26 protein-coding genes are annotated in these 21,505 nt (G+C 66.4%); 20 read left to right on the forward strand and 6 right to left on the reverse strand.

The genetic code is table 11. The annotated features are described in order from the left end of the window. The first annotated feature begins 304 nt into the window (after positions 1-304). From AC3WTE_RS23495 to rplO, 14 genes are all read left to right on the forward strand, one after another. Positions 305-2,656, forward strand: coding sequence for an arylsulfatase (locus tag AC3WTE_RS23495; protein WP_492441396.1), 2,352 nt, complete (start codon positions 305-307; stop codon positions 2,654-2,656). An 8-nt stretch (positions 2,657-2,664) separates the two neighbouring features. Continuing rightward, positions 2,665-3,375, forward strand: coding sequence for a hypothetical protein (locus AC3WTE_RS23500; RefSeq protein ID WP_492441398.1), 711 nt, complete (start codon positions 2,665-2,667; stop codon positions 3,373-3,375). A gap of 149 nt (positions 3,376-3,524) precedes the next feature. After that, positions 3,525-3,650, forward strand: a complete 126-nt coding sequence (locus tag AC3WTE_RS23505; protein WP_492441400.1) for a hypothetical protein — start codon at positions 3,525-3,527, stop codon at positions 3,648-3,650. Between the two features lie 4 nt (positions 3,651-3,654). Further along, entirely contained in the window at positions 3,655-4,794 is a 1,140-nt protein-coding gene (locus AC3WTE_RS23510; RefSeq protein WP_492441402.1) for a YeiH family protein, read from the forward strand. A gap of 262 nt (positions 4,795-5,056) precedes the next feature. Beyond that, complete coding sequence (rplN, locus tag AC3WTE_RS23515) at positions 5,057-5,425, forward strand: 50S ribosomal protein L14 (RefSeq protein ID WP_020101420.1); 369 nt, start codon at positions 5,057-5,059, stop codon at positions 5,423-5,425. Then, a complete protein-coding gene (gene rplX / locus AC3WTE_RS23520; RefSeq protein WP_020101421.1) occupies positions 5,425-5,742 on the forward strand; it encodes a 50S ribosomal protein L24 in 318 nt (105 codons plus the stop codon). The genes rplN and rplX overlap by 1 nt, the downstream gene beginning before the upstream one ends. A gap of 1 nt (position 5,743) precedes the next feature. Further along, positions 5,744-6,307 carry a 50S ribosomal protein L5 gene (gene rplE, locus AC3WTE_RS23525; protein ID WP_020101422.1) on the forward strand — a complete coding sequence of 188 codons (564 nt, stop codon included), beginning with the start codon at positions 5,744-5,746 and terminating at the stop codon, positions 6,305-6,307. Between the two features lie 2 nt (positions 6,308-6,309). Further along, positions 6,310-6,495 carry a type Z 30S ribosomal protein S14 gene (locus AC3WTE_RS23530; protein WP_023955966.1) on the forward strand — a complete coding sequence of 62 codons (186 nt, stop codon included), beginning with the start codon at positions 6,310-6,312 and terminating at the stop codon, positions 6,493-6,495. Between the two features lie 678 nt (positions 6,496-7,173). Then, on the forward strand, positions 7,174-7,572 hold the full coding sequence (gene rpsH, locus AC3WTE_RS23535) for a 30S ribosomal protein S8 (RefSeq protein WP_138232191.1): 399 nt from the start codon (positions 7,174-7,176) through the stop codon (positions 7,570-7,572). Between the two features lie 12 nt (positions 7,573-7,584). Then, complete coding sequence (rplF, locus tag AC3WTE_RS23540; protein ID WP_138232190.1) at positions 7,585-8,124, forward strand: 50S ribosomal protein L6; 540 nt, start codon at positions 7,585-7,587, stop codon at positions 8,122-8,124. A 2-nt stretch (positions 8,125-8,126) separates the two neighbouring features. Beyond that, a complete protein-coding gene (rplR, locus tag AC3WTE_RS23545; protein WP_459366651.1) occupies positions 8,127-8,528 on the forward strand; it encodes a 50S ribosomal protein L18 in 402 nt (133 codons plus the stop codon). 34 nt (positions 8,529-8,562) lie between these two features. Further along, positions 8,563-9,228, forward strand: coding sequence for a 30S ribosomal protein S5 (gene rpsE / locus AC3WTE_RS23550; protein ID WP_455980471.1), 666 nt, complete (start codon positions 8,563-8,565; stop codon positions 9,226-9,228). A 2-nt stretch (positions 9,229-9,230) separates the two neighbouring features. After that, entirely contained in the window at positions 9,231-9,410 is a 180-nt protein-coding gene (rpmD, locus tag AC3WTE_RS23555) for a 50S ribosomal protein L30 (protein ID WP_020101428.1), read from the forward strand. Continuing rightward, on the forward strand, positions 9,410-9,853 hold the full coding sequence (gene rplO / locus AC3WTE_RS23560) for a 50S ribosomal protein L15 (protein ID WP_459366650.1): 444 nt from the start codon (positions 9,410-9,412) through the stop codon (positions 9,851-9,853). Before rpmD ends, rplO begins: the two co-directional genes overlap by 1 nt. 118 nt (positions 9,854-9,971) lie before the next feature. On the opposite strand, the gene AC3WTE_RS23565 is transcribed toward rplO, so the two are convergent. Continuing rightward, the gene (locus AC3WTE_RS23565; protein WP_492441406.1) at positions 9,972-11,198 is read right to left on the reverse strand and encodes a serine hydrolase domain-containing protein; all 1,227 of its coding nucleotides are present in this window, start codon (positions 11,196-11,198) and stop codon (positions 9,972-9,974) included. 56 nt (positions 11,199-11,254) lie between these two features. Beyond that, a complete protein-coding gene (locus tag AC3WTE_RS23570; RefSeq protein WP_492441408.1) occupies positions 11,255-11,524 on the reverse strand; it encodes a hypothetical protein in 270 nt (89 codons plus the stop codon). Between the two features lie 115 nt (positions 11,525-11,639). Here AC3WTE_RS23570 and sppA point away from each other — a divergent pair, with 115 nt between their 5' ends. Further along, entirely contained in the window at positions 11,640-13,427 is a 1,788-nt protein-coding gene (gene sppA / locus AC3WTE_RS23575; protein WP_492441410.1) for a signal peptide peptidase SppA, read from the forward strand. 12 nt (positions 13,428-13,439) lie between these two features. Here the strand turns inward: sppA and AC3WTE_RS23580 are convergent, their stop codons facing one another. From AC3WTE_RS23580 to AC3WTE_RS23595, 4 genes are read right to left on the reverse strand one after another with little or no spacing between them, the layout of a single operon-like run. Continuing rightward, positions 13,440-14,360, reverse strand: a complete 921-nt coding sequence (locus AC3WTE_RS23580) for a class I SAM-dependent methyltransferase (RefSeq protein ID WP_492441412.1) — start codon at positions 14,358-14,360, stop codon at positions 13,440-13,442. A gap of 5 nt (positions 14,361-14,365) precedes the next feature. Beyond that, positions 14,366-15,277, reverse strand: a complete 912-nt coding sequence (locus AC3WTE_RS23585; protein ID WP_492441414.1) for a class I SAM-dependent methyltransferase — start codon at positions 15,275-15,277, stop codon at positions 14,366-14,368. A 13-nt stretch (positions 15,278-15,290) separates the two neighbouring features. Beyond that, entirely contained in the window at positions 15,291-16,193 is a 903-nt protein-coding gene (locus AC3WTE_RS23590; protein WP_492441416.1) for a class I SAM-dependent methyltransferase, read from the reverse strand. A gap of 21 nt (positions 16,194-16,214) precedes the next feature. Further along, positions 16,215-17,141, reverse strand: a complete 927-nt coding sequence (locus AC3WTE_RS23595) for a class I SAM-dependent methyltransferase (RefSeq protein ID WP_492441418.1) — start codon at positions 17,139-17,141, stop codon at positions 16,215-16,217. Between the two features lie 329 nt (positions 17,142-17,470). Between AC3WTE_RS23595 and secY the strand changes: the two genes are divergently transcribed. From secY to AC3WTE_RS23620, 5 genes are read left to right on the forward strand one after another with little or no spacing between them, the layout of a single operon-like run. Next, on the forward strand, positions 17,471-18,793 hold the full coding sequence (gene secY, locus AC3WTE_RS23600) for a preprotein translocase subunit SecY (RefSeq protein ID WP_492441419.1): 1,323 nt from the start codon (positions 17,471-17,473) through the stop codon (positions 18,791-18,793). After that, positions 18,790-19,335 carry an adenylate kinase gene (locus tag AC3WTE_RS23605; RefSeq protein WP_459366641.1) on the forward strand — a complete coding sequence of 182 codons (546 nt, stop codon included), beginning with the start codon at positions 18,790-18,792 and terminating at the stop codon, positions 19,333-19,335. Before secY ends, AC3WTE_RS23605 begins: the two co-directional genes overlap by 4 nt. Positions 19,336-19,364: 29 nt before the next feature. Then, positions 19,365-20,168, forward strand: coding sequence for a type I methionyl aminopeptidase (gene map / locus AC3WTE_RS23610; RefSeq protein ID WP_492441421.1), 804 nt, complete (start codon positions 19,365-19,367; stop codon positions 20,166-20,168). 51 nt (positions 20,169-20,219) lie between these two features. After that, the gene (locus AC3WTE_RS23615) at positions 20,220-20,744 is read left to right on the forward strand and encodes a sigma-70 family RNA polymerase sigma factor (RefSeq protein ID WP_492441423.1); all 525 of its coding nucleotides are present in this window, start codon (positions 20,220-20,222) and stop codon (positions 20,742-20,744) included. Beyond that, entirely contained in the window at positions 20,741-21,469 is a 729-nt protein-coding gene (locus tag AC3WTE_RS23620; protein WP_492441425.1) for an anti-sigma factor family protein, read from the forward strand. The genes AC3WTE_RS23615 and AC3WTE_RS23620 overlap by 4 nt, the downstream gene beginning before the upstream one ends. Positions 21,470-21,505 lie beyond the last annotated feature (36 nt).

Genomic DNA, 21,505 nt, shown 5'->3' on the forward strand with positions numbered 1-21,505 from the left:
CACAGTCCTCCGAAAACGACACGGTCGCCGCAACCTCTCACATTCGTGAGTGTTGCGACGACCGCGCGAACCCGCCCGGAAGAGGGGCAGTTTTGTATTCGGCTGAAATTTCAGTCGGCACAACCAGTCTGGGCCGGCATCGGCGCCGAATTGTGTGCAGGTGCGCGCTCGTGTGCATCGGATCGGTGGTGGCCGCCCGCTGACGGCTCGTCGTGAACGTCAATATCGCGGGCGCGGCACAGGCCGCGGGTGTAATCTCCGGGCGATCGCCGAGATCGGCGAGCGCTGAACGGGACGAGGCGTCATGGCAACTGAATTTCAGGGCAAGATCAAGCTCGACATCCGCGACTCGGAGCCCGACTGGGCGCCGTATGCCGCGCCGACGGCTCCGACGGGCGCGCCCAATGTGCTGTACCTGGTGTGGGACGACACCGGCATCGCCACCTGGGACTGCTTCGGCGGTCTGGTCGACATGCCGGCCATGCGCCGCATCGCGGACAAGGGCGTGCGCCTGTCACAATTCCACACCACCGCCCTGTGTTCGCCGACCCGGGCTTCTCTGCTGACCGGGCGCAACGCCACCTCGGTCGGCATGGCCACCATCGAGGAATTCACCGATGGCTTCCCGAACTGCCACGGCCGCATTCCTTTTGAGACGGCACTGCTGTCCGAGGTGCTGGCCGAGAAGGGGTGGAACACCTACTGCGTCGGCAAGTGGCACCTGACGCCGTTGGAGGAGTCGAACCTTGCGTCGACGAAACGGCACTGGCCGCTGGCGCGCGGCTTCGAACGTTTCTACGGGTTCATGGGCGGCGAGACCGACCAGTGGTACCCGGAGCTGGTGTACGACAACCACCCCGTCGCCCCGCCGGCCACTCCCGAAGAGGGCTACCACCTGTCAAAAGACCTGGCGGACAAGACCATCGAATTCATCCGCGACGCCAAGGTCATCGCCCCGGACAAGCCGTGGTTCTCCTACGTCTGCCCGGGCGCCGGACATGCCCCCCACCATGTCTTCAAAGAATGGGCCGACAAGTACGCCGGCAAGTTCGACATGGGCTATGAGGCCTACCGCGACCTGGTTCTGGAGAATCAGAAGCGGCTCGGCATCGTGCCGCCCGACACCGAGCTCTCGCCGATGAATCCGTATCTGGACGTCAACGGACCGAATGGCGAGCCGTGGCCGCTGCAGGACACCGTGCGTCCCTGGGACGGGCTGAGCGACGACGAGAAGCGGCTGTTCGCCCGCATGGCCGAGGTGTTCGCCGGATTCTTGTCGTACACCGACGCGCAGATCGGCCGGATTCTCGACTATCTCGAGGAGTCGGGCCAGCTGGACAACACCCTCATCGTCGTCATCTCCGATAACGGGGCCAGCGGCGAAGGCGGACCGAACGGCTCGGTCAACGAGAACAAATTCTTCAACGGCTACATCGATACCGTCGAAGAGAGCATGCGGTACTTCGACAGCCTGGGTTCGCCGGACACGTACAACCATTATCCGATCGGCTGGGCGATGGCCTTCAACACGCCCTACAAGCTGTTCAAGCGGTATGCCTCCCACGAGGGCGGCATCGCCGATACCGCAATCATCAGCTGGCCCAACGGAATCGCCGCACACGGCGAGGTGCGGGACAACTACGTCAACGTCGCGGACATCACCCCCACGGTCTACGACCTGCTGGACATCGAGCCGCCCACCGAGGTCCGGGGAGTTCCGCAGCGCCCGCTGGAAGGGGTGAGTTTCAAAGCGGCCCTGAAAGACTCGGACGCCGCCACCGGCAAGACGACGCAGTTCTACTCAATGCTCGGCACCCGCGGAATATGGCACAACGGCTGGTTCGCCAATACCGTGCACGCCGCCACGCCGTCGGGCTGGGCGCATTTCGACAAGGACCGCTGGGAGCTGTTCCACATCGAGTCCGACCGCAGCCAGTGCCGTGATCTGGCCGCCGAGGACCCGGCCAAACTTGCTGAAATGCAAGAGCTCTGGTTCTCCGAGGCCGCCAAGTACAACGGCCTGCCGCTGGCTGATCTGAACGTCTTCGAGATGCTGCTGCGTGAACGTCCTTACCTGATGGGAGACCGGCAGACCTTCACGTACTACCCGCACGCCGCCGAGGTGGGCATAGGTGCTTGCGTCGAGTTGCGGGGGCAGTCGTTCTCCGTCCTGGCCGAAGTCGACGTCGAATCGGCGGGTGCCGAAGGCGTGCTGTTCAAGCAGGGCGCCGGCCACGGCGGCCACGTGCTTTTCGTCCAGGACGACCGGCTGCAATACGTCTACAACTTCATGGGTGAAGACGAACAGTGGCTCTCCGCGCTCGATCCGTTGCCGCTCGGGCGCCATGTGTTCGGAGTCCGGTACGAGCGGACCGGCACGGTGGAGGGCAGCCACACCCCGCTCGGCACCGTCGAGTTGCGCATCGACGACGCGGTGGTGGCGACCCGGCCGGACGTTCGCGCCCACCCCGGTTCCTTCGGACTCGCCGGTGGCGGAGTGGCGGTCGGACGCAACGACGGTCAGCCGGTGTCGAACCGTTACCGGGCACCGTATCCCTTTGCCGGCGGAGTTATCGCCAAGGTTGTCGTCGACATCTCCGGTACGCCGTACCTCGACGCCGAACGGGAATTGGCCAAGGCATTCTGCAAGGACTAGGGCCGCAGATGGGCGGGATGATCTTCCGGTGTCTCGCCGTGGCCTCAGCGGCCGCCGTGCTGGCCGCGTGCGGCGGCAAAGGTAGCGAGAAGCCTTCCAGCACAACGCCATCCGGCGGGACTGTCTCCGCGGCGACGAGTTCGTCCGCCACGTCCTCGGCGTCGGTGTCGGCCATGCCCGATCTGCCGGCGTACGGGGTGGTCGAGACCACCAAACATCCCGTCGCGGCGGGGGAGCAGACCTGCGACCCGCCCAGCCCGCCCGCGCAGACCATGACGGCGACGACGGGAGCGCCCGGTGCGCCGAGCGTCATCGTCGCGGTGCCCGACGGATTCGGCCAGGGGGCGCCGCCGTCCGGCGACGTCGCGCTGAACCTGACTGGACCCGACGGCCTGACCGGCGCCGTGACGATCACCCGGACCACGCAGGATGCTGCGTCGGCGTTCCGGCAATACGCCGATGCCCGCACCGCGGGACACGAATACAACAGCGTCAGCATCCTGCCCGACGAATTGTGTGGTTACAGCGGACAGAAGCTGATGGGTGTGCTGGGGGACAGGCCCGGCTCCGGTAATGACTACGCCGACCGCATCGTGCATGTGTGGACCAACAACGGGGACTACCTCATCGCACTGCAGTTGCAGGGACCTACCGGCGCGAAGGGCATCGATGCGGCGAAGTCTGTCCTGCTGGGGGACTTCGGCATTCGGATGGGCTGAGCGGCCCGCGTCATCACCGCTACGCCGAGAATCGTGCTGACCGACCTGATCGAGCTGCCCGGCCGTCGCTAGATTCACGCCGATTCCATCGGTGGTTCCGCGTGTTCCGCTGCCGCACCATGAGCGGAAATCGGTGACGGGAGAGTGCAGTGACAGATTCGACAGGGGCGACGAGCTGGGTATCCCGGCTCGGGACCGATTGGTGGGCAACGATTCTCGGCCTTGTGGTGACAGTGCTGGCGGTGGCCGGCGTGTTGCCGAAGATCGGTTGGTGACGCGATGAGTGTGGAGGCGGCCGGCACGGCCGACCGGGTGGAGCCTGCGCCAGAGGACGATGCCGAAGAGCACACCGGTGCCCGGCGGTTCCTGGACTACCTACCCGGCCTGCTACTTCTGGCGGCAGTGGGGCTGGCCGGCAAATACGCCGAAGTCGGGTGGCTGGCGCTGGCCAAGCATCAGCACTGGCACGTGCCGGACATCGAATATGTGCTGTGGGCCATCGTTTTCGGGTTGGTGATCACCAACACCGTTGGTCTGCACCGGATTTTCCGGCCCGGTGTCGGCACATACGAGTTCTGGCTCAAGATCGGCATCGTCCTGCTGGGCGCGCGATTCGTCCTCGGCGACGTCCTCAAGCTCGGCGCCACCAGCCTGGTGCAGATCCTGATCGACATGACCGTCGCGGGCGCCATCATCATCGCTGCGGCCCGGTGGTTCGGACTGTCGGGCAAGCTCGGCTCGCTACTGGCGATCGGCACGTCGATCTGCGGGGTGTCGGCGATCATCGCGGCCAAGGGCGCCATCCGGGCCCGCAATTCCGAAGTCAGCTACGCGATCGCGTCGATCCTGGCGCTCGGCGCCGTCGCTCTGTTCGTGCTGCCGCCACTGGGCCACGCCATCGGTCTGACGGATCACGAGTTCGGGCTGTGGGCCGGCCTTGCGGTGGACAACACCGCCGAGACCACGGCCACCGGCTACCTCTTTTCCGACGAGGCCGGCAAGACCGCAGTCCTGGTGAAGTCGGTGCGCAACGCGCTCATCGGCTTCGTCGTCCTCGGCTTCGCGATCTACTGGGCCGCCAGGGGAGAGGCCGACGCCGTTGCCCCCGGCCTGCGCGCCAAGGCCGCGTTCGTCTGGCAGAAGTTCCCGAAGTTCGTGCTCGGCTTCCTGGCGGTCTCGGCCGTCGTCACCGCCGGGCTGCTGAGCAAAGGGCAGGTGGCCAACCTCGGTGCCGTCTCCAAATGGGCGTTCCTGCTGACCTTCGCCGGCGTGGGGCTGTCCACCGACTTCCGGCAGATCGCGCGCACAGGCTGGCGGCCGCTCGTCGTCGCGGTGATCGGTCTGGTCGTGGTGGCTACGGTGTCGTTGGCTTTGGTGCTGCTGACATCGCGAATCCTGGGCTGGGGTGTCGGCGGCTGACCGCACAGCGCGCGGAAAATGGTCGTTGCCATCGATTGACAGCGGCCTTTTCCCGTTTTCGGGCCCGGTTGAGCAGCGATTTGGAGCGTTATGGCTGCTCGCCTAGTATGTAGGGGTTGCCCAGGGCAGACCTGGGTCACTTCAGTGTGATGTTGTTCGCGCAAGCGCTCATCACCGTGGCCCCGAGTGCTCTTGGACAACAAGACCGCGCACGTCCAGGTCGGTATCTGGCGTGCATACAAACCCCAGGTCAGGAGATCGAGTGATTCAGCAGGAATCGCGACTCAAGGTCGCCGACAACACGGGCGCAAAGGAAATCCTTTGCATCCGCGTGCTCGGTGGCTCGTCGCGGCGCTACGCCGGCATCGGCGACATCATCGTGGCGACCGTCAAGGACGCCATCCCGGGCGGCAACGTCAAGCGTGGTGACGTGGTCAAGGCCGTCGTCGTGCGCACCGTCAAGGAGCGCCGCCGGCCGGACGGCAGCTACATCAAGTTCGACGAGAACGCCGCCGTCATCATCAAGAACGACAATGACCCCCGCGGTACCCGCATCTTCGGGCCGGTCGGTCGCGAACTGCGCGAGAAGAAGTTCATGAAGATCGTCTCGCTGGCCCCGGAGGTTTTGTGATGAAGGTGCACAAGGGCGACACCGTGCTGGTCATCGCCGGCAAGGACAAGGGCGCCAAGGGCAAGGTCATCGAGGCCTACCCGACCCGCAACAAGGTGCTCGTTGAGGGCGTCAACCGGATCAAGAAGCACACTGCGCAGTCTCAGAACGAGCGCGGTGCATCGTCGGGTGGCATCGTCACCCAGGAGGCGCCGATCCACGTTTCGAACGTGATGGTGGTCGACTCCGACGGCAACGCGACCCGCATCGGCTACCGCGTCGATGAGGAGAGCGGCAAGAAGGTCCGTATCTCCAAGCGCAATGGCAAGGACATCTGAGATGACCACTGTGGAAAACACTCAGCCCCGGCTGAAGACGCGTTACCGCGAAGAGATCCGCGACGCGCTCAACAATGAATTCAACTACGCCAACGTGATGCAGATCCCCGGCGTGGTCAAGGTTGTCGTCAACATGGGTGTCGGTGACGCCGCCCGCGACGCCAAGCTGATCAACGGTGCGGTCAACGACCTGACGCTGATCACCGGTCAGAAGCCGGAAATCCGCAAGGCCCGCAAGTCCATCGCGCAGTTCAAGCTGCGTGAGGGCATGCCGATCGGCTGCCGCGTCACCCTGCGTGGCGACCGCATGTGGGAGTTTCTGGACCGCCTGATCTCCATCGCACTGCCCCGTATCCGCGACTTCCGCGGTCTGTCGGCCAAGCAGTTCGACGGCAGCGGCAACTACACCTTCGGCCTCAACGAGCAGTCGATGTTCCACGAGATCGACGTCGACTCGATCGACCGCCCCCGCGGCATGGACATCACGGTCGTCACCTCGGCCACCACTGACGACGAAGGCCGTGCGTTGCTGCGGGCCCTGGGCTTCCCGTTCAAGGAGAACTGACAATGGCAAAGAAGGCTCTGGTCAACAAGGCCAACAAGAAGCCGAAGTTCGCGGTGCGTGGCTACACCCGCTGCAACCGGTGCGGTCGCCCGCACTCGGTGTTCCGCAAGTTCGGCCTGTGCCGAATCTGCCTGCGGGAGATGGCCCACGCCGGCGAGCTGCCCGGCGTGCAGAAGTCCAGCTGGTGACTCTGCCCGTCTCATGACGCTGTAGAAAGCCGCCTCGGTCCTCGTGACCGGGGCGGCTTTTGCGTTCTGCCCGTCGCAAGTGCACCCACATCGCGTCGCGAGTCGGTCTGCGACGGACGTTGCGCGCCCGTGCAGACAGCGGCCCGGCTCGAGAAAATACGTAGCTTCAATTCCGAGGCACTGGCAGCCATGGTGATTGAAGCCAGGGACGTTTTCGGGCCGTCGGATGTCCCTGAGTGCAAAAACCGCGGGCCCGTGGCCCCACGATTGAACTCACGTACTTGCTACGCGGATCTGCGACTTTGTGTGCAGACGAGGCACCGCCGCAAATGCCGTGAATGAGAATGAGCGGGGAAAGCGCCAGAGTCTGCGCGGCAATCCGCCGGTCCGGTCGCATATTTGTCACCGGAAGCCACTGCCTTGCACGGATTTGGCCCTGAGCTGCGCATTGTCTACACTGGGCAGGTTGCCATGGGCGTTTTCGTCCAATGGCCGATCGGTATGTGCCTTCTGAAGCTGGATTGCACTACCGATGCACGGCCCCTGACCGCACTCGGTCAGATACGGGAAAACACTTCGTAGCAGGCCCACGATGTGACGTGCCGAGCCACCGAGAGGTGGGACCAGCACGGGCGTGATGTATGGGAACCGCAGCGAGAAAGGTTGATCAACGCTGTCATGACAATGACGGATCCGATCGCAGACTTCTTGACACGTCTGCGCAACGCCAACTCGGCGTACCACGACCAGGTGACCCTGCCCCATTCGAAGATCAAGGCGAACATCGCCGAGATCCTCAAAAAGGAGGGTTACATCACTGACTACCGCACCGAGGACGCCCGCGTGGGCAAGAACCTCGTTGTGTCCCTCAAGTACGGCCCGAGCCGCGAGCGCAGCATCGCCGGCCTCCGCCGGGTGTCCAAGCCCGGTCTGCGGGTGTACGCGAAATCCACCAACCTGCCGCGGGTTCTCGGTGGCCTTGGCGTGGCGATCATCTCCACGTCCACTGGCCTGCTCACCGACCGCCAGGCAGCTCGACAAGGCGTGGGCGGCGAAGTCCTCGCTTACGTCTGGTAGGGGGCAGAAAACATGTCGCGTATTGGAAAGCAGCCGGTTCTCATTCCGGCCGGCGTCGATGTGACCATCGACGGCCAGAACGTCGCGGTCAAGGGCCCCAAGGGCACCCTGACGCTGGATGTCGCTGAGCCCATCGAGGTGGCGCGCAACGACGAGGGCGCCGTGGTGGTGACCCGTCCGAACGACGAGCGTCGTAACCGCTCGCTGCACGGGCTGTCCCGCACCCTGATCGCCAACCTGGTGACCGGTGTGACCCAGGGTTACACCACCAAGATGGAGATCTTCGGCGTCGGTTACCGCGTGCAGGCCAAGGGCTCGAACCTGGAGTTCGCGCTCGGCTACAGCCACCCGGTGCTGATCGAAGCCCCTGAGGGCATCACGTTCGCTGTCGAGACCCCGACGAAGTTCTCGGTGTCCGGCATCGACAAGCAGAAAGTCGGCCAGATCTCGGCAGTCATCCGCCGCCTGCGTCGCCCCGACCCGTACAAGGGCAAGGGCATTCGCTACGAGGGTGAGCAGATCCGCCGCAAGGTCGGAAAGACAGGTAAGTAGCAATGGCCAACACTGAGACTGACAAGCGTAAGCCGTTGGGCCAGAACATTTCTGAGACCCGTCGGGTGGCGCGTCTGCGTCGTCACGCCCGTCTGCGCAAGAAGGTCGCCGGCACGTCCGAGCGTCCGCGCCTGATGGTCAACCGCTCCTCGCGGCACATCCACGTCCAGGTGATCGACGACCTGACCGGCACCACGCTGGCCGCCGCGTCGTCCATCGAGGCCGACGTGCGGGCCGTCGACGGCGACAAGAAGGCCGTCAGCGCCCGGGTGGGTCAGCTGATCGCCGAGCGCGCCAAGGCTGCCGGCATCGCCGAGGTGGTGTTCGACCGCGGTGGGTACACCTACGGTGGCCGGATCGCCGCTCTCGCCGACGCCGCGCGCGAAAGCGGGTTGACGTTCTGATGACTTACTTGAAAATCACCGGAAGGACTGCATGATGGCCGACCAGGCTGGCGCCGGTTCGGCGCAGGACAATCGCGGTGGCCGCGGAGATCGTGGCGGCCGCGGCCGTGACGACCGTGGTGGCCGTGGCCGCGGCGACGACCGTGGTGAGAAGAGCAACTACATCGAGCGCGTTGTCACCATCAACCGCGTTTCGAAGGTGGTCAAGGGTGGACGGCGCTTCAGCTTCACCGCCCTGGTCATCGTCGGCGACGGCCACGGCATGGTGGGCGTCGGCTACGGCAAGGCCAAGGAAGTTCCGGCCGCCATTGCCAAGGGTGTCGAGGAAGCCCGCAAGAGCTTCTTCCGGGTCCCGCTGATCGGCGCCACCATCGTCCACCCGGTTCAGGGTGAGGCCGCTGCCGGTGTCGTGATGCTGCGTCCGGCCAGCCCGGGTACCGGTGTCATCGCCGGTGGCGCGTGCCGCGCGGTGCTGGAATGCGCCGGTGTGCACGACGTCCTCGCCAAGTCGCTGGGCAGCGACAACGCGATCAACGTAGTGCACGCCACCGTTGCCGCGTTGAAGATGATTCAGCGCCCCGAGGAAGTGGCAGCCCGTCGTGGCCTGCCCATCGAAGATGTTGCGCCGGCCGGCATGCTGCGGGCCCGGCGTGAGGCAGAAGCGCTGGCCGCATCGGCAGCGCGTGAAGGATCGGCATAAACATGGCTGAACTGAAGATCACCCAGGTGCGTGGCACCGTGGGTGCCCGGTGGAAGCAGCGCGAAAGCCTGCGGACGCTGGGGCTGCGCAAGATCCGCCAGTCCGTCGTTCGCGAGGACAACGCGCAGACCCGTGGTCTGCTCGCGGTGGTCAACCACCTCGTCACCGTTGAGGAGGCGTAATGAGTGTCATCAAGCTGCACGACCTGAAGCCTGCCGCGGGGTCCAAGAAGGCCAAGACCCGTGTCGGTCGTGGTGAGGGCTCCAAGGGTAAGACCGCTGGTCGCGGTACCAAGGGCACCAAGGCCCGCAAGAACGTCCCCGTGACGTTCGAGGGTGGCCAGATGCCGATCCACATGCGTCTGCCGAAGCTCAAGGGCTTCCGCAACCGCTTCCGCACGGAGTACGCGGTGGTGAACGTCGGCGACCTCGCCAAGGCGTTCCCGCAGGGCGGCACCGTCGGTGTGGACGAGCTGGTGGCCGCAGGCCTGGTTCGCAAGAACACCCTGGTCAAGGTGCTCGGCGACGGCAAGCTGGCCGTCAAGGTCGACGTCACTGCCAACAAGTTCAGCGGTAGCGCCCGTGAGGCGATCACCGCTGCCGGTGGTAGCACGACCGAGCTCTGATTGCTCTACAGAGAAGGGCCTCCGCTTCGGCGGGGGCCCTTCTTTTTTTTGCGTTGACCCTGTGCCGAGGGTGGGCGCCACTCGAAATTCTGCGCAATGAGTTCAGGGTCAACGCAGACTACGTCTGCATCCGGGCGCCGAGGACATCGTGGAAGAGCGCCTGGCGTAAGGCCAGTTCGCGGGGATCGCTGACCAGATGGAAGCCCAGCCGGTTCATCACGTAGCCGAAACCGATGCCGGTGTCGGGGTCCGCGAAACCGAACGAGCCACCGAACCCGGGCGTGCCGAACGCTTTTCCCGAAGAGCCGAAGGCGAACGTCGGGACGGGTTTGCACAAGCCGAGTGCGTAGGCGATCTCCGCGCGCATCACCTTGTCGCGGGTACCACCTGACGGGTTGCGTGGCGGCGCGGTCAACGCATCGAAAGCTTCTGGGGTGAAACCTATTTCGGTCCCGCCCACCGCTGCGGCTCCGTAGAGGTGGGCCAGGGCGCGAGCCGTCCCGGTGCCGTTGGCGGACGGAATCTCGACGCGGCGCACCCGGTCGGTGTTGTAGTCGCCGGCGTAGGGATCGATGTCGGCGGGGATGGCTGCGGTCCTGGCCAACAGTCCCCGTGGATTGAGGCTGCCGATCAGGAAGCCGGCGGGCATGACATCGAGATGCTTCAGCGACTCGTACCGCTGCCAATGATGCAGCGTCGCAAGCCGGCCGCGGTCGACGGAGTCCGGCAGGCCGATGTACAGCTCGGCCCCCAACGGCCCGGTGATCTCGTCGGCCAGATACCGCCCGAGCGTGCGCCCGTCGGTACGGCGGATCAGCTCGGACTCGTACCAGCCGATGGTGATGGCGTGATACCCGTGCCGGGTGCCGGGCGTCCACGCGGGTTTCTGCGCCGCGAGGATCGCGGAGAGCCGCACCGGGTCGGCGATATCGGACAGCAGGGGATTGGGGGTCAGGACGCACAGCCCGGCCTGGTGCGCCAGCAGTTGACGGACGGTGATCTCGCCCTTGTCCTGCGCGCCGAATTCCGGCCAGTATTCGGCGACCCGCTCGTCGTAGTCGAACAGCCCCTTCGACACCGCATGCGCAACGGCAAGGGCTGCAACGCCTTTCGTCGAAGAGAACATATTGACCATGGTGTCGGCCTGCCACGGCGCCTTGCTGATGCCGTCGCGGTAGCCGCCCCACATGTCGACGACCTTGCGGCCGTCGCGGTAGACACACAGCGCCGCACCGACCTCGCTGCCGGCCGCGAAGTTGGCCCGGAATGCGTCGGCTACCTTGCCGTAGCCCTCGTCGGCATCGCCGTGGACCAGATCGGGGGAGACGGAGACTTTCAGCACCATGGGCGTGATTCTGTAACGGTTCCGCTATCGGCAGGCCGAAAACTCGTGGAATCGGGTCAGCCCGGCCCCGCGGAGATTCCAGGCAGGGCGTCGTCGCCGTACAAGCCGCCCAAGAAGCCACCGTAACCGTAGCCGTAGCCCCGGCGGGGCCCGTAGTACGGGACGAGGTCGGTGAAGTCGTCCTGCGGTGCCGACGCGCACGCGGTATTGGGCCCGAGTCCGCCGCCGAATTGGCAGTCGGACTGCGCGCCGGCGGGCGCCGTGCCGCCCACCGAAGCCGCGGCGGTCAGTACCAACACGGCGGCAATGCGTTTGAGCGCTACCATGCTTCGCTCCTGGCCGGCGGGAAATCCTCTACACGTAATGCTGACACGTCAACGGCGAATTGGCGGCGGTTCCGCGACCCATTCGACCGGCTCGGCGAGTGGGTACGCTCGGAACATGTTTGCTTTTCGGCCCAGTCTGCCCGGTCTACCCGGACCCGATGAGTTGCGTGCCCTTGTCCGCAAGGTCGACACCGTGCGTCACCACGGCGTACCGAACGGCTGCGTGCTGGAACTCGACCTGCAGGCCGTGCCGCCGGAGACCGCCGGCTTCGACCCGGTGGCATTCGTCATGGGCAATTCCCGGCCGCTGGTGCTGCGCGATGCCGTCGCCGCCATCCACCGTGCGGCCGACGACAAGCGCGTGGCCGGGCTGATCGCCCGCGTCCAATTGCCCGCTGCCGCAGCGGGTCCGGTGCAGGAGTTGCGCGACGCCATCGCCGCGTTCAGCGCCGTCAAGCCGTCCATCGCGTGGGCCGAGACATACCCCGGCACGATGTCGTACTACCTGGCCTCGGCGTTCCGGGAAGTCTGGATGCAGCCCTCGGGCACGGTCGGGCTGGTGGGCTTCGCGACGAACGCGCTGTTCCTGCGGGACGCGTTCGACAAGGCCGGCATCGAGGCGCAGTTCGTCGCGCGCGGTGAGTACAAGTCGGCGGCCAACATGTTCACGCAGGACCGCTACACCGAGCCACACCGCGAGGCCGACGCAAGGCTCATCGAGAGCCTGCATGCCCAGGTGCTCGCCGCCATCGCCACATCCCGCGGTGTCGACGCCGGCGAACTCGACACCCTGGTCGACCGGGCGCCGCTGCTGCGTGACGACGCGCTGGCCGCCAAGCTGGTGGACCGCATCGGTTTCCGCGATGAGGCCTATGCCCGGGTCAGCGAATTGCTCGGGGGCACAGCGGAAGCCGACGGCAAGGACGCCCCGCCGCGACTGTTCCTGTCCCGGTACGTCAAGGCCACCGCGGGTCACAGCCTGCCCGAGGTACCGCCGCTGCCGGGGATCAAGCACAAGCCGACCATCGCCGTCATCACCATGGCCGGGCCAATCGTCAGCGGTCGCGGCGGCCCCAGCGCCTTCCCACCTGGTCCGTCGAGCGTGGGCGGCGACACCATCGCCGCGGCCCTGCGCGAGGCAGCTGCCGATGACGACGTCGCGGCCGTCGTACTCCGGGTGGACAGCCCGGGCGGCGCGGTCACGGGTTCGGAGACCATCTGGCGCGAGGTCGCCCGGCTGCGCGAGACGGGTAAACCCGTCGTCGCATCGATGGGTGCGGTCGCCGCGTCGGGCGGTTACTACGTGTCGATGGCGGCCGACCACATCGTCGCCAACGCCGGCACCATCACCGGATCCATCGGCGTGGTGACGGGCAAGCTGGTCACGCGGGGGCTGAAGGAACGGCTCGGTGTCGGCTCAGATTCAGTGCGTACCAACGATAATGCCGACGCGTGGTCGGCGAACCAGCCCTTCACCGAGGCTCAGCACGCACATGTGGTGGCCGAGGCCGACCTGTTCTACACCGATTTCGTGGCACGCGTCGCCGACGGCCGTAACCTGCCGGTCGAGGCCGTCGAGCAGGTGGCGCGCGGCCGCGTGTGGACCGGTGCCGACGCGCTGGAGCACGGCCTGGTCGACGAACTCGGCGGTCTGCGGACCGCCGTGCGCCGCGCCAAGGTGCTGGCCGGTATCGATGTTGAAGCTCCGGTCCGAACCGTCAACTACCCGGGGTCGTCGTTGCTCGATCACGTACGGCCCAAGGCCTCCTCGCAACCGGCCGCGGCGTCGTTGCCCGACGCGGTGGCCGCGGTGCTCGGTCGCTCACTGGTCGGTGCGCTCGGCCAGGCCGAGCGGTCGCTGACCGGGGTCAGCGCGCTCTGGCTGGGGGACTACCGCTTCTAACGGACGGTCTGCTCAGCCGAGAGTGCCGCTGATATAGATGATCTCGCGCATGGGGTCGGCGTCCCCGAGGTCTGCGGCGGTCAAACCGTACCGGGCGTAGAGATCAGCCCGACCGATGCCGGTCATCTGCCAGCCCTTGGCGGCCAGATAGCCTGCAGCGGAATGCCTTTCACCGTGGTAGACCAGTGACGGCATGTCCATGTTCAAGCCGAGTTGCTGGAACCCCGCGGCAGCTTCACGAGCCCGGTCAGGGTCCAAATCCTTGAGCCCGGGCACGAATTCGGTGGCCACGGCACTGCCGGGTGCACTCAGCTCGTGGATGTTGTCGAACAGCGTGTCCTGGGCTTCCGGCGGCAGGTAGATCAGCAGACCTTCGGCCAGCCAGGCCGTCGGCAGGCTGGGGTCGAAGCCGGCCGCCCGCAACGCTGCCGGCCAGTCCTCGCGCAGATCGATCGGCACGGTCCGGCGCTGCGCCGTCGGCTCTGCGCCGAGGCCGGCCAGGGTACGGGTCTTGAACTCGATGACCTCGGGCTGGTCGATCTCGTAGACCACCGTGCCGTCGGGCCACGGCAGCCGGTAGGCGCGCGAGTCCAGCCCGGAGGCCAGGATGACGGCCTGCCGGATGCCGCCGTCGGCCGCCGTCGCGAAGTAGTCGTCGAAAAACCTGGTCCGAACGGCCATTTCGTCGATGTTGGCGCGGGCCCGCAACGCCGCGTCCGGGGCGATGGCGTCGAGCATGGACAGATCCAGTTCACCGTCGACCATCTTGGTGAACGCCTCGATCCCGACGGCGCGCACCAGCGGCGCCGCGAACGGATCGTCGATCAAACCGTGCGGATGGGTGCTGGCGATCGCGCGCCCGGTTGCCACCAGCGTGGCCGTCGCGCCCACGCTCGACGCCAGATCCCAGCTGTCCCCGGGTGTCCGTGCCATTGCAATTATGCCTTCTGGCCCAGGACTGCGCGGACGTACTTCAGCTGGGTCCAGGCCCGGGACAGTTCGTCGTCCGGGTACTGGAAACCATTGTCGGCGTGCGCTTCTTCGACAGACCGCGCGGTGACGTCCCAGCCGAGGCGGGTCAGATAGTCGGTGACGTGGTTGCGGTCGCCCTGGTAGATGAGGTCGGCCATCTCGATGTTCGAACCGAGCGCCTTCATCCGCTCGCGCATCGCCTGCATGCGCTCGTCGTCGAAGGCACTGCTCAGGTCGCCGACGTGCTCGGTGGCCACGAAGCTACCCGGCGCCGAGAGCGCGGTGATGTTGTCGAACAACCGGTCCTGGGCCTCCGGCGGCAGGTAGATGAGCAGCCCTTCGGCGATCCAGGCGGTGGGCGCCGCGGGATCGAAGCCGTTGTCGCGCAGTGCCTGCATCCAGTCGTCGCGCAGGTCGACGGCGACGGTGCGCCGGGTCGCCGTGGGGGCGGCACCGAGCTTCGCCAGCGTCGTGGACTTGAACTCGATGACCTCGGGCTGGTCCACCTCGAAGACGACGGTGCCGTCGGGCCAGGGCAGCCGGTAGGCGCGCGCGTCCAGTCCAGCGGCCAGGATCACCGCCTGCCGTACGCCGGCGGCGGCCGCGTCGAGGAACAACTGGTCGAACCAGCGGGTGCGCACCGTCATGCCCTCGGCCGCGCGGCGCGGGGTGAACGCCGGGTTCACGTCACTGAGGTCGATCTCACCGTCCAGTGCCTTGGTGAAGAAGTCCAGTCCGACGGCCCGGACCAGTGGCTCGGCGTACGGGTCGTCGATCAACCGCTCGCGGTGGGCGAGGGCGCGCTGGCCCGCAACCATGGTGGCGGTGGCCCCGACGCTGGAGGCCAGGTCCCAGGAATCTCCGTCAGTTCGTGTCATCGCGGTGCAGCTCCTAGTTCTTGATGGCCGTCACGGAAAGTGAATTGCGCAGTGCCGCAGTGTCTTCGGTCTCGGCGAGTGGGCGGCCGTACTCCGCGAACACTTCAAGGCGTGGGCGGGCCGTGGTATTCCAGCCGCTGGCGTCGAGGTGCTCGACCACCGAGGTGCGGTCGCCTTGATACCAGAGGTCGGTCAGGTTCAGGTCCAGGCCGGCGCCACGCCACCGCTCGCTCATGGCCGCGCCGCGCTGGGCCATGCCGGCGCCGTGGTCGGTGTGGAACTCGGTGGCCAGCCGGCTGCCCGGCGCCGACAGGGCGGTGATGTTGTCGAACAGCTTGTCCTGCGCTTCGGGCGGCAGGTAGATCAGCAGCCCCTCGGCGATCCAGGCCGTCGGCGCCGACGGATCGAACCCGGCGGCGCGCAGCGCGGCGGGCCAGTCGTCGCGCAGATCGATGGCGACGGTGCGGCGTTCGCAGGTCGGCGTGGCACCGATCTGCGCCATGGTCCCGGTTTTGGCGGTGATCACCTCGGGCTGGTCGATCTCGTAGACCACCGTGCCGTCGGGCCACGGCAGCCGATAGGCGCGCGAGTCGAGGCCGGCGGCCAGGATGACGGCCTGCCGGATGCCCTTGGTGGTCGCAGAAGTGAAGAAGTCGTCGAAGAACTTCGTCCGCACCGCCATCAGGTTGGTCATCATGGCGGCGGCGGTCCCGACCTCGCCGCTGAGGTCGATCTGTCCGTCGATCAGATTGATGAAGAACTCGACGCCGACGGCCCGCACCAGCGGATCGGCGTACGGATCCCGGATGAGCGGCTCCGCTTCCTTCGTCGCAAGGGCACGGCCGGTGGCCACCATGGTTGCGGTGGCGCCCACGCTCGAGGCCAGGTCCCAGGTGTCGCTGTCGGTGCGGGTCATCGGTTCACTCCTGTCAGGGGATCAGCGCAGCGCGGTGACGTAGTTGACCTCGCCCATCGAGGGCTGGCCGTCCGGGTCGGGCTCGACAGCGGCAAGGCCGTTGCGGACTCGCAGTTCATTGGAGGTGACGACGGTGGTCTGCCAGCCGTGGCCCTGCAGGTAGGTGTCCACGTCGGCCCGGTCGCCGAGATAGACCAGATCGGCGAAGTCGAGTTCGAAGCCTTGCTCGCGCCAGTGCTCCGATACCGCCTTCATCCGCTCCCGCACCGCGTCCTCGTCGCGGTCCGGTGTGGCCGGTACGCCTTCGGCGCCCATCCGGCTGCCCGGTGCGGACAGTTCGGAGATCTGGTCGAGCAGCCGGTCCTGAGCCTCGGGCGGCAGGTAGCCGAACAGTCCCTCGGCGATCCAGGCGGTGGGTTTGGTGGGGTCCAGGCCCGCGGCGCGCAGCGCGGCCGGCCAGTCGTCGCGCAGGTCGATCGCCACCGTGCGCCGCTGTGTGGTCGGCGCCGCGCCCAGGTCCGAGAGGGCCTTCGACTTGAACTCGATGACCTCGGGCTGGTCGATCTCGTAGACGACGGTGCCTGCCGGCCAGGACAAGCGGTAGGCCCGGGCGTCCAGCCCGGCGGCGAGGATGACCGCCTGCCGGATGCCGGCCTTGCCGGCGTCGTGGAAGAAGTCGTCGAAGAATCGGGTGCGGGCCGCCATCCCGTTGGTCAGCTGCGACATGGTCGGGCCGTTCCCGGCGTCGAACTGCGTGGGATCGGCAGCGCCGTCGACGAGCTTGGTGAAGAAGTCGACCCCGACCGCGCGGACCAGGGGAGCGGCGAACGGGTCGTCGATGATGGGGTCCTCGGCCCGGGTGGCGAGGGCGCGGGCGGCGGCCACCAGGGTCGCGGTGGCTCCCACGCTCGAGGCCAGGTCCCAGGTGTCGTTGTCAGTGCGTGCCATCGCGTCGTTCCTGTCCTGAGTTATCCGCTGCGTAAGGCGGTAGTTAGCTTGTGTAATGACCCTGGCGGCGACTGTACGCGCCGTTCCTGAACATGGCAGAAATGCCGGGTCATGGCAGATTTTGACTGGACTGGGCCGGGTAGCAAGGGGTCGGCGCCGTGCGGATGCGGGTCGTGGGGGCGGCAACTGTTATTCTCGGAGACTGATTTGACGGCGCGCCCAGGCAGGTCGAGTACCTGCTGTTGGTCGTGCACGGAATTAACCAAACGCTGGACCTGACCAGCCCCATCAGCACGCCGCGGCCAGAGCTCGGCTGCGCAGGAGGAAGAGTGCTTTCGGCTTTTATCTCGTCCCTGCGGACGGCCGATCTGCGACGCAAGATCCTCTTCACGCTGGGTGTAGTCATCCTGTATCGGGCCGGCGCTGCGCTGCCGTCCCCCGGGGTGAACTACCCGAACGTGCAGAAGTGCATCGAGCAGGTCAGTGGCGGTGACGCGGCCCAGGTCTACTCGCTGATCAACCTGTTCTCCGGTGGTGCGCTGTTGCACCTGTCGGTGCTGGCGGTCGGCGTGATGCCCTACATCACTGCGAGCATCATCGTGCAGCTCCTGGTCGTGGTCATCCCGCGCTTCGAACAGCTGCAGAAGGAAGGTCAGGCCGGCCAGGCCAAGATGACGCAGTACACGCGTTATCTCGCGATCGCACTGGCAGTGCTGCAGGGCACCTCGATCGTCGCCATGGCCGCCAGCGGCAACCTGCTGCAGGGCTGCTCGCTGAGCATCATCCAGGACCAGAGCATCTTCACCCTCGTGGTGATCGTGCTGGTCATGACCGCGGGCGCCGCCCTGGTCATGTGGATGGGCGAGCTCGTCACCGAGCGCGGCATCGGCAACGGCATGTCGCTCATGATCTTCGCCGGTATCGCCGCCCGCATCCCGTCCGAAGGCCAGTCCATCCTGGAGAGCCGCGGCGGCGTGGTGTTCACCGCGGTTCTGGTCTCAGCCCTTGTCATCATCGTCGGCGTCGTCTTCGTCGAGCAGGGCCAGCGCCGCATCCCGGTGCAGTACGCCAAGCGCATGGTGGGCCGCCGGATGTACGGCGGCACCTCGACCTATCTGCCACTCAAGGTCAACCAGGCCGGCGTCATCCCGGTCATCTTCGCGTCGTCGCTGATCTACATCCCGCACCTGATCACCCAGCTGGTCACCGCCGGCGATCCGGCCGCGTCGAACGGCTGGTGGTCCAAGGCCGTCGCCAAGTACCTGACCAACCCGGCCGACCCGGTCTACGTCGCGATCTACTTCGGCTTGATCATCTTCTTCACGTACTTCTACGTGTCCATCACGTTCAACCCCGACGAGCGGGCGGACGAGATGAAGAAGTTCGGTGGCTTCATCCCCGGCATTCGCCCGGGCAAGCCCACGGCGGACTACCTCCGGTACGTCCTCAGCCGGATCACGCTGCCAGGCTCGATCTACCTCGGTTTGATCGCCGTGCTGCCTAATCTGTTCCTGCAGAGCGGCGGCAGCAGCGTGCAGAACCTGCCATTCGGCGGTACGGCCGTGCTGATCATGATCGGCGTCGGCCTGGACACCGTGAAGCAGATCGAGAGCCAGCTCATGCAGCGCAACTACGAAGGGTTCCTCAAATGAGAATGGTTCTGCTGGGACCGCCGGGAGCAGGCAAGGGCACTCAGGCCGAGAAGCTGGCCGAGAAGTTCGGCATCCCGCAGATTTCCACGGGTGATCTGTTCCGTAGCAACATCAGCAAGGGCACGCCGCTCGGTGTTGAGGCCAAGAAGTACCTCGACGCCGGCGACCTGGTCCCTGCCGAGCTGACCAACGCACTGGTCGACGACCGTCTCGACGCCGACGACACCGCCGCCGGATTCATCCTCGACGGCTTCCCCCGCTCGGTCGAGCAGGCCGTGGCGCTGCGCGACATGCTGGCCAAGCGCAATCTCAAGCTGGACGCGGTGCTGGAGTTCCGCGTGTCGGAATCCGAGCTGCTGACCCGGCTGAAGAGCCGCGGTCGCGCCGACGACACCGAAGAGGTCATCCTCAACCGGATGAAGGTGTACCGGGACGAGACCGCCCCGCTGCTCGACTACTACCGCGACGAGCTCGTCTCGGTCGACGCTGTCGGCAGCCTGGACGAGGTGTTCGCCCGCGCGCTGCAGGCGCTGGGCAAGTAGCCGTCCGCGGCTGAAGTCAGTAGTTATCGATGATTGGTCTACCCCGACGCGGCCGCAAGGTCGTCCCCCAGCGGAGCCCCGGCGAATTGGACGCGATGGCGGCTGCCGGCTCGCTGGTGGCGGCGGCGCTGAGGGCGGTCCGTGAGGCCGCCGCGCCCGGGATGTCCACTCTTGAGTTGGACCAGATCGCCGAGTCCGTCATCCGCGATGGTGGCGGCATCCCGTCGTTCCTGGGCTATCACGGTTTCCCGGCGACCATCTGTGCGTCGGTCAACGACCGTGTGGTGCACGGGATTCCGGCCGCCGACGAGGTGCTCGCGAGCGGCGACCTGGTGTCCATCGACTGCGGCGCCATCCTGGACGACTGGCACGGCGACTCCGCCGTGACGTTCGGGGTCGGTCCGCTGATCGACGCCGACCAGAAGCTGTCCGACGCCACCCGCGAGTCCATGGAGGCGGGTATCGCCGCCATGGTGCCCGGTAACCGGCTGACCGACGTCTCGCATGCCATCGAGGTGGCGACTCACGCCGCCTCCGCCCGTTATGACCGCAAGTTCGGCATCGTTGCGGGCTACGGCGGCCACGGCATCGGGCAAGAGATGCACATGGACCCGTTCCTGCCCAATGAGGGATCGCCCGGCCGGGGTCCGTTCCTGGAGCCGGGTTCGGTGCTGGCAATCGAACCGATGCTGACGTTGGGTACGTCGAAGACGGTAATTCTCGAAGATGAGTGGACCGTGGTTACCAAGGACGGCTCTCGTGCCGCGCACTGGGAGCACACCGTTGCTGTCACCGAGGATGGACCCCGAATCCTGACCCTGCTGCGCGACTGATCCAGTGAACCGGATCGCCCCTGATCTCGTGTCAATGACGGAGGTTGGTGCATGAGCGATCCGGAGGCCGCCATGATGCGGGTGCTTTACGACGAGCACGCAGGCGCCCTTTGGCGCTATGCCCTGCGACTGACACAGGACCCGGCGCGTGCCGAGGACGTCGTGCAGGAGACTTTGCTGCGGGCGTGGCGGCACCCTGACGTCGTGGCCGACACCAATCAGTCCCCGCGGGCGTGGCTCTACACCGTCGCCCGCAACCTGATCATCGATGAGCAGCGCAGCGCCCGGCGCCGGCACGAAACCACCTCGTCAGAGGTTGTGGAGGCCGACAACCGGACGGACCCGGCAGCCACCGATGAAGTGGATACCGCCTTGGATCGGATGCTGCTCGGGGGTGCCCTGAGCCAGCTCTCCGTCGACCATCGCGCTGTGATCGAGCGCGCGTACTACCGGCAGTTGAGCGTCGCGCAGATTGCCGCGGAGCTCCAGATCGCCGAGGGCACGGTGAAATCGAGGTTGCATTACGCGGTTCGGGCGCTGCGTCTGAATCTGCAGGAAATGGGGGTGACTCGGTGAGCACACACCTGATCGAGTCCATCGGACCCTTTGACGGCGACCGGTACGCAACCTGGGACGCCGCGTATGTGCTGGGTTCGTTGTCGAGTGCGGAACGTCGCGAGTACGAAGCGCACCTGCAGACGTGTTCCCGGTGCCGGGATGCGGTCGGTGAGCTGAGCGGTATGCCGGCTCTGCTGGGCCTGCTGACTCTGGCGGATGTCCAGGAGATCGGTGCGGAGCAGCCGGAACCGCCGTTGCGCCCCGAGGTGCTCGATTCGGTTCTGGCCAAGGTGCGGTGGCGCCGGCGCCGGACGCGCTGGGTGACGACGGCAGTAGCGGGCCTCGCCGCCGCGGTATTGGCCGTCGGTGCGGTGGCCGTGGTCCGGCCGGAGTTCTTCGGTGGTGGTCAGACACAGGAGCAGGTCGCGCAGTTGCCCATGCAGCACGTGGCTCCCACGCCGTTCAATGCGACCATCGCGTTGAGCAGCTACGGTTGGGGTACGCGGATCGATATGGCCTGCAGCTACGGCGACTGGTCCAGCGGACCTGCCGCGCCGCCGAGCAATCTGGGCATGGTCGTGGTGGGCCGTGATGGTAGCCGTACACAGATCGCCACGTGGTTCGGCATGTCCGGAGCCACTGCGTTGCCGAGCGGTAACACGCCGATGCAGGTTTCGGAAATTGCTGCGGTACAACTGGTTTCCGCCGACAACGGCAAGGTGCTGCTGGAGCGCAATCTGTAGTTGTTTTCGCCGGCGTTGAACCATCCGGCGGTCCGC

It is taken from the genome of Mycobacterium sp. FW102-FHT13B02, from assembly GCF_058790275.1.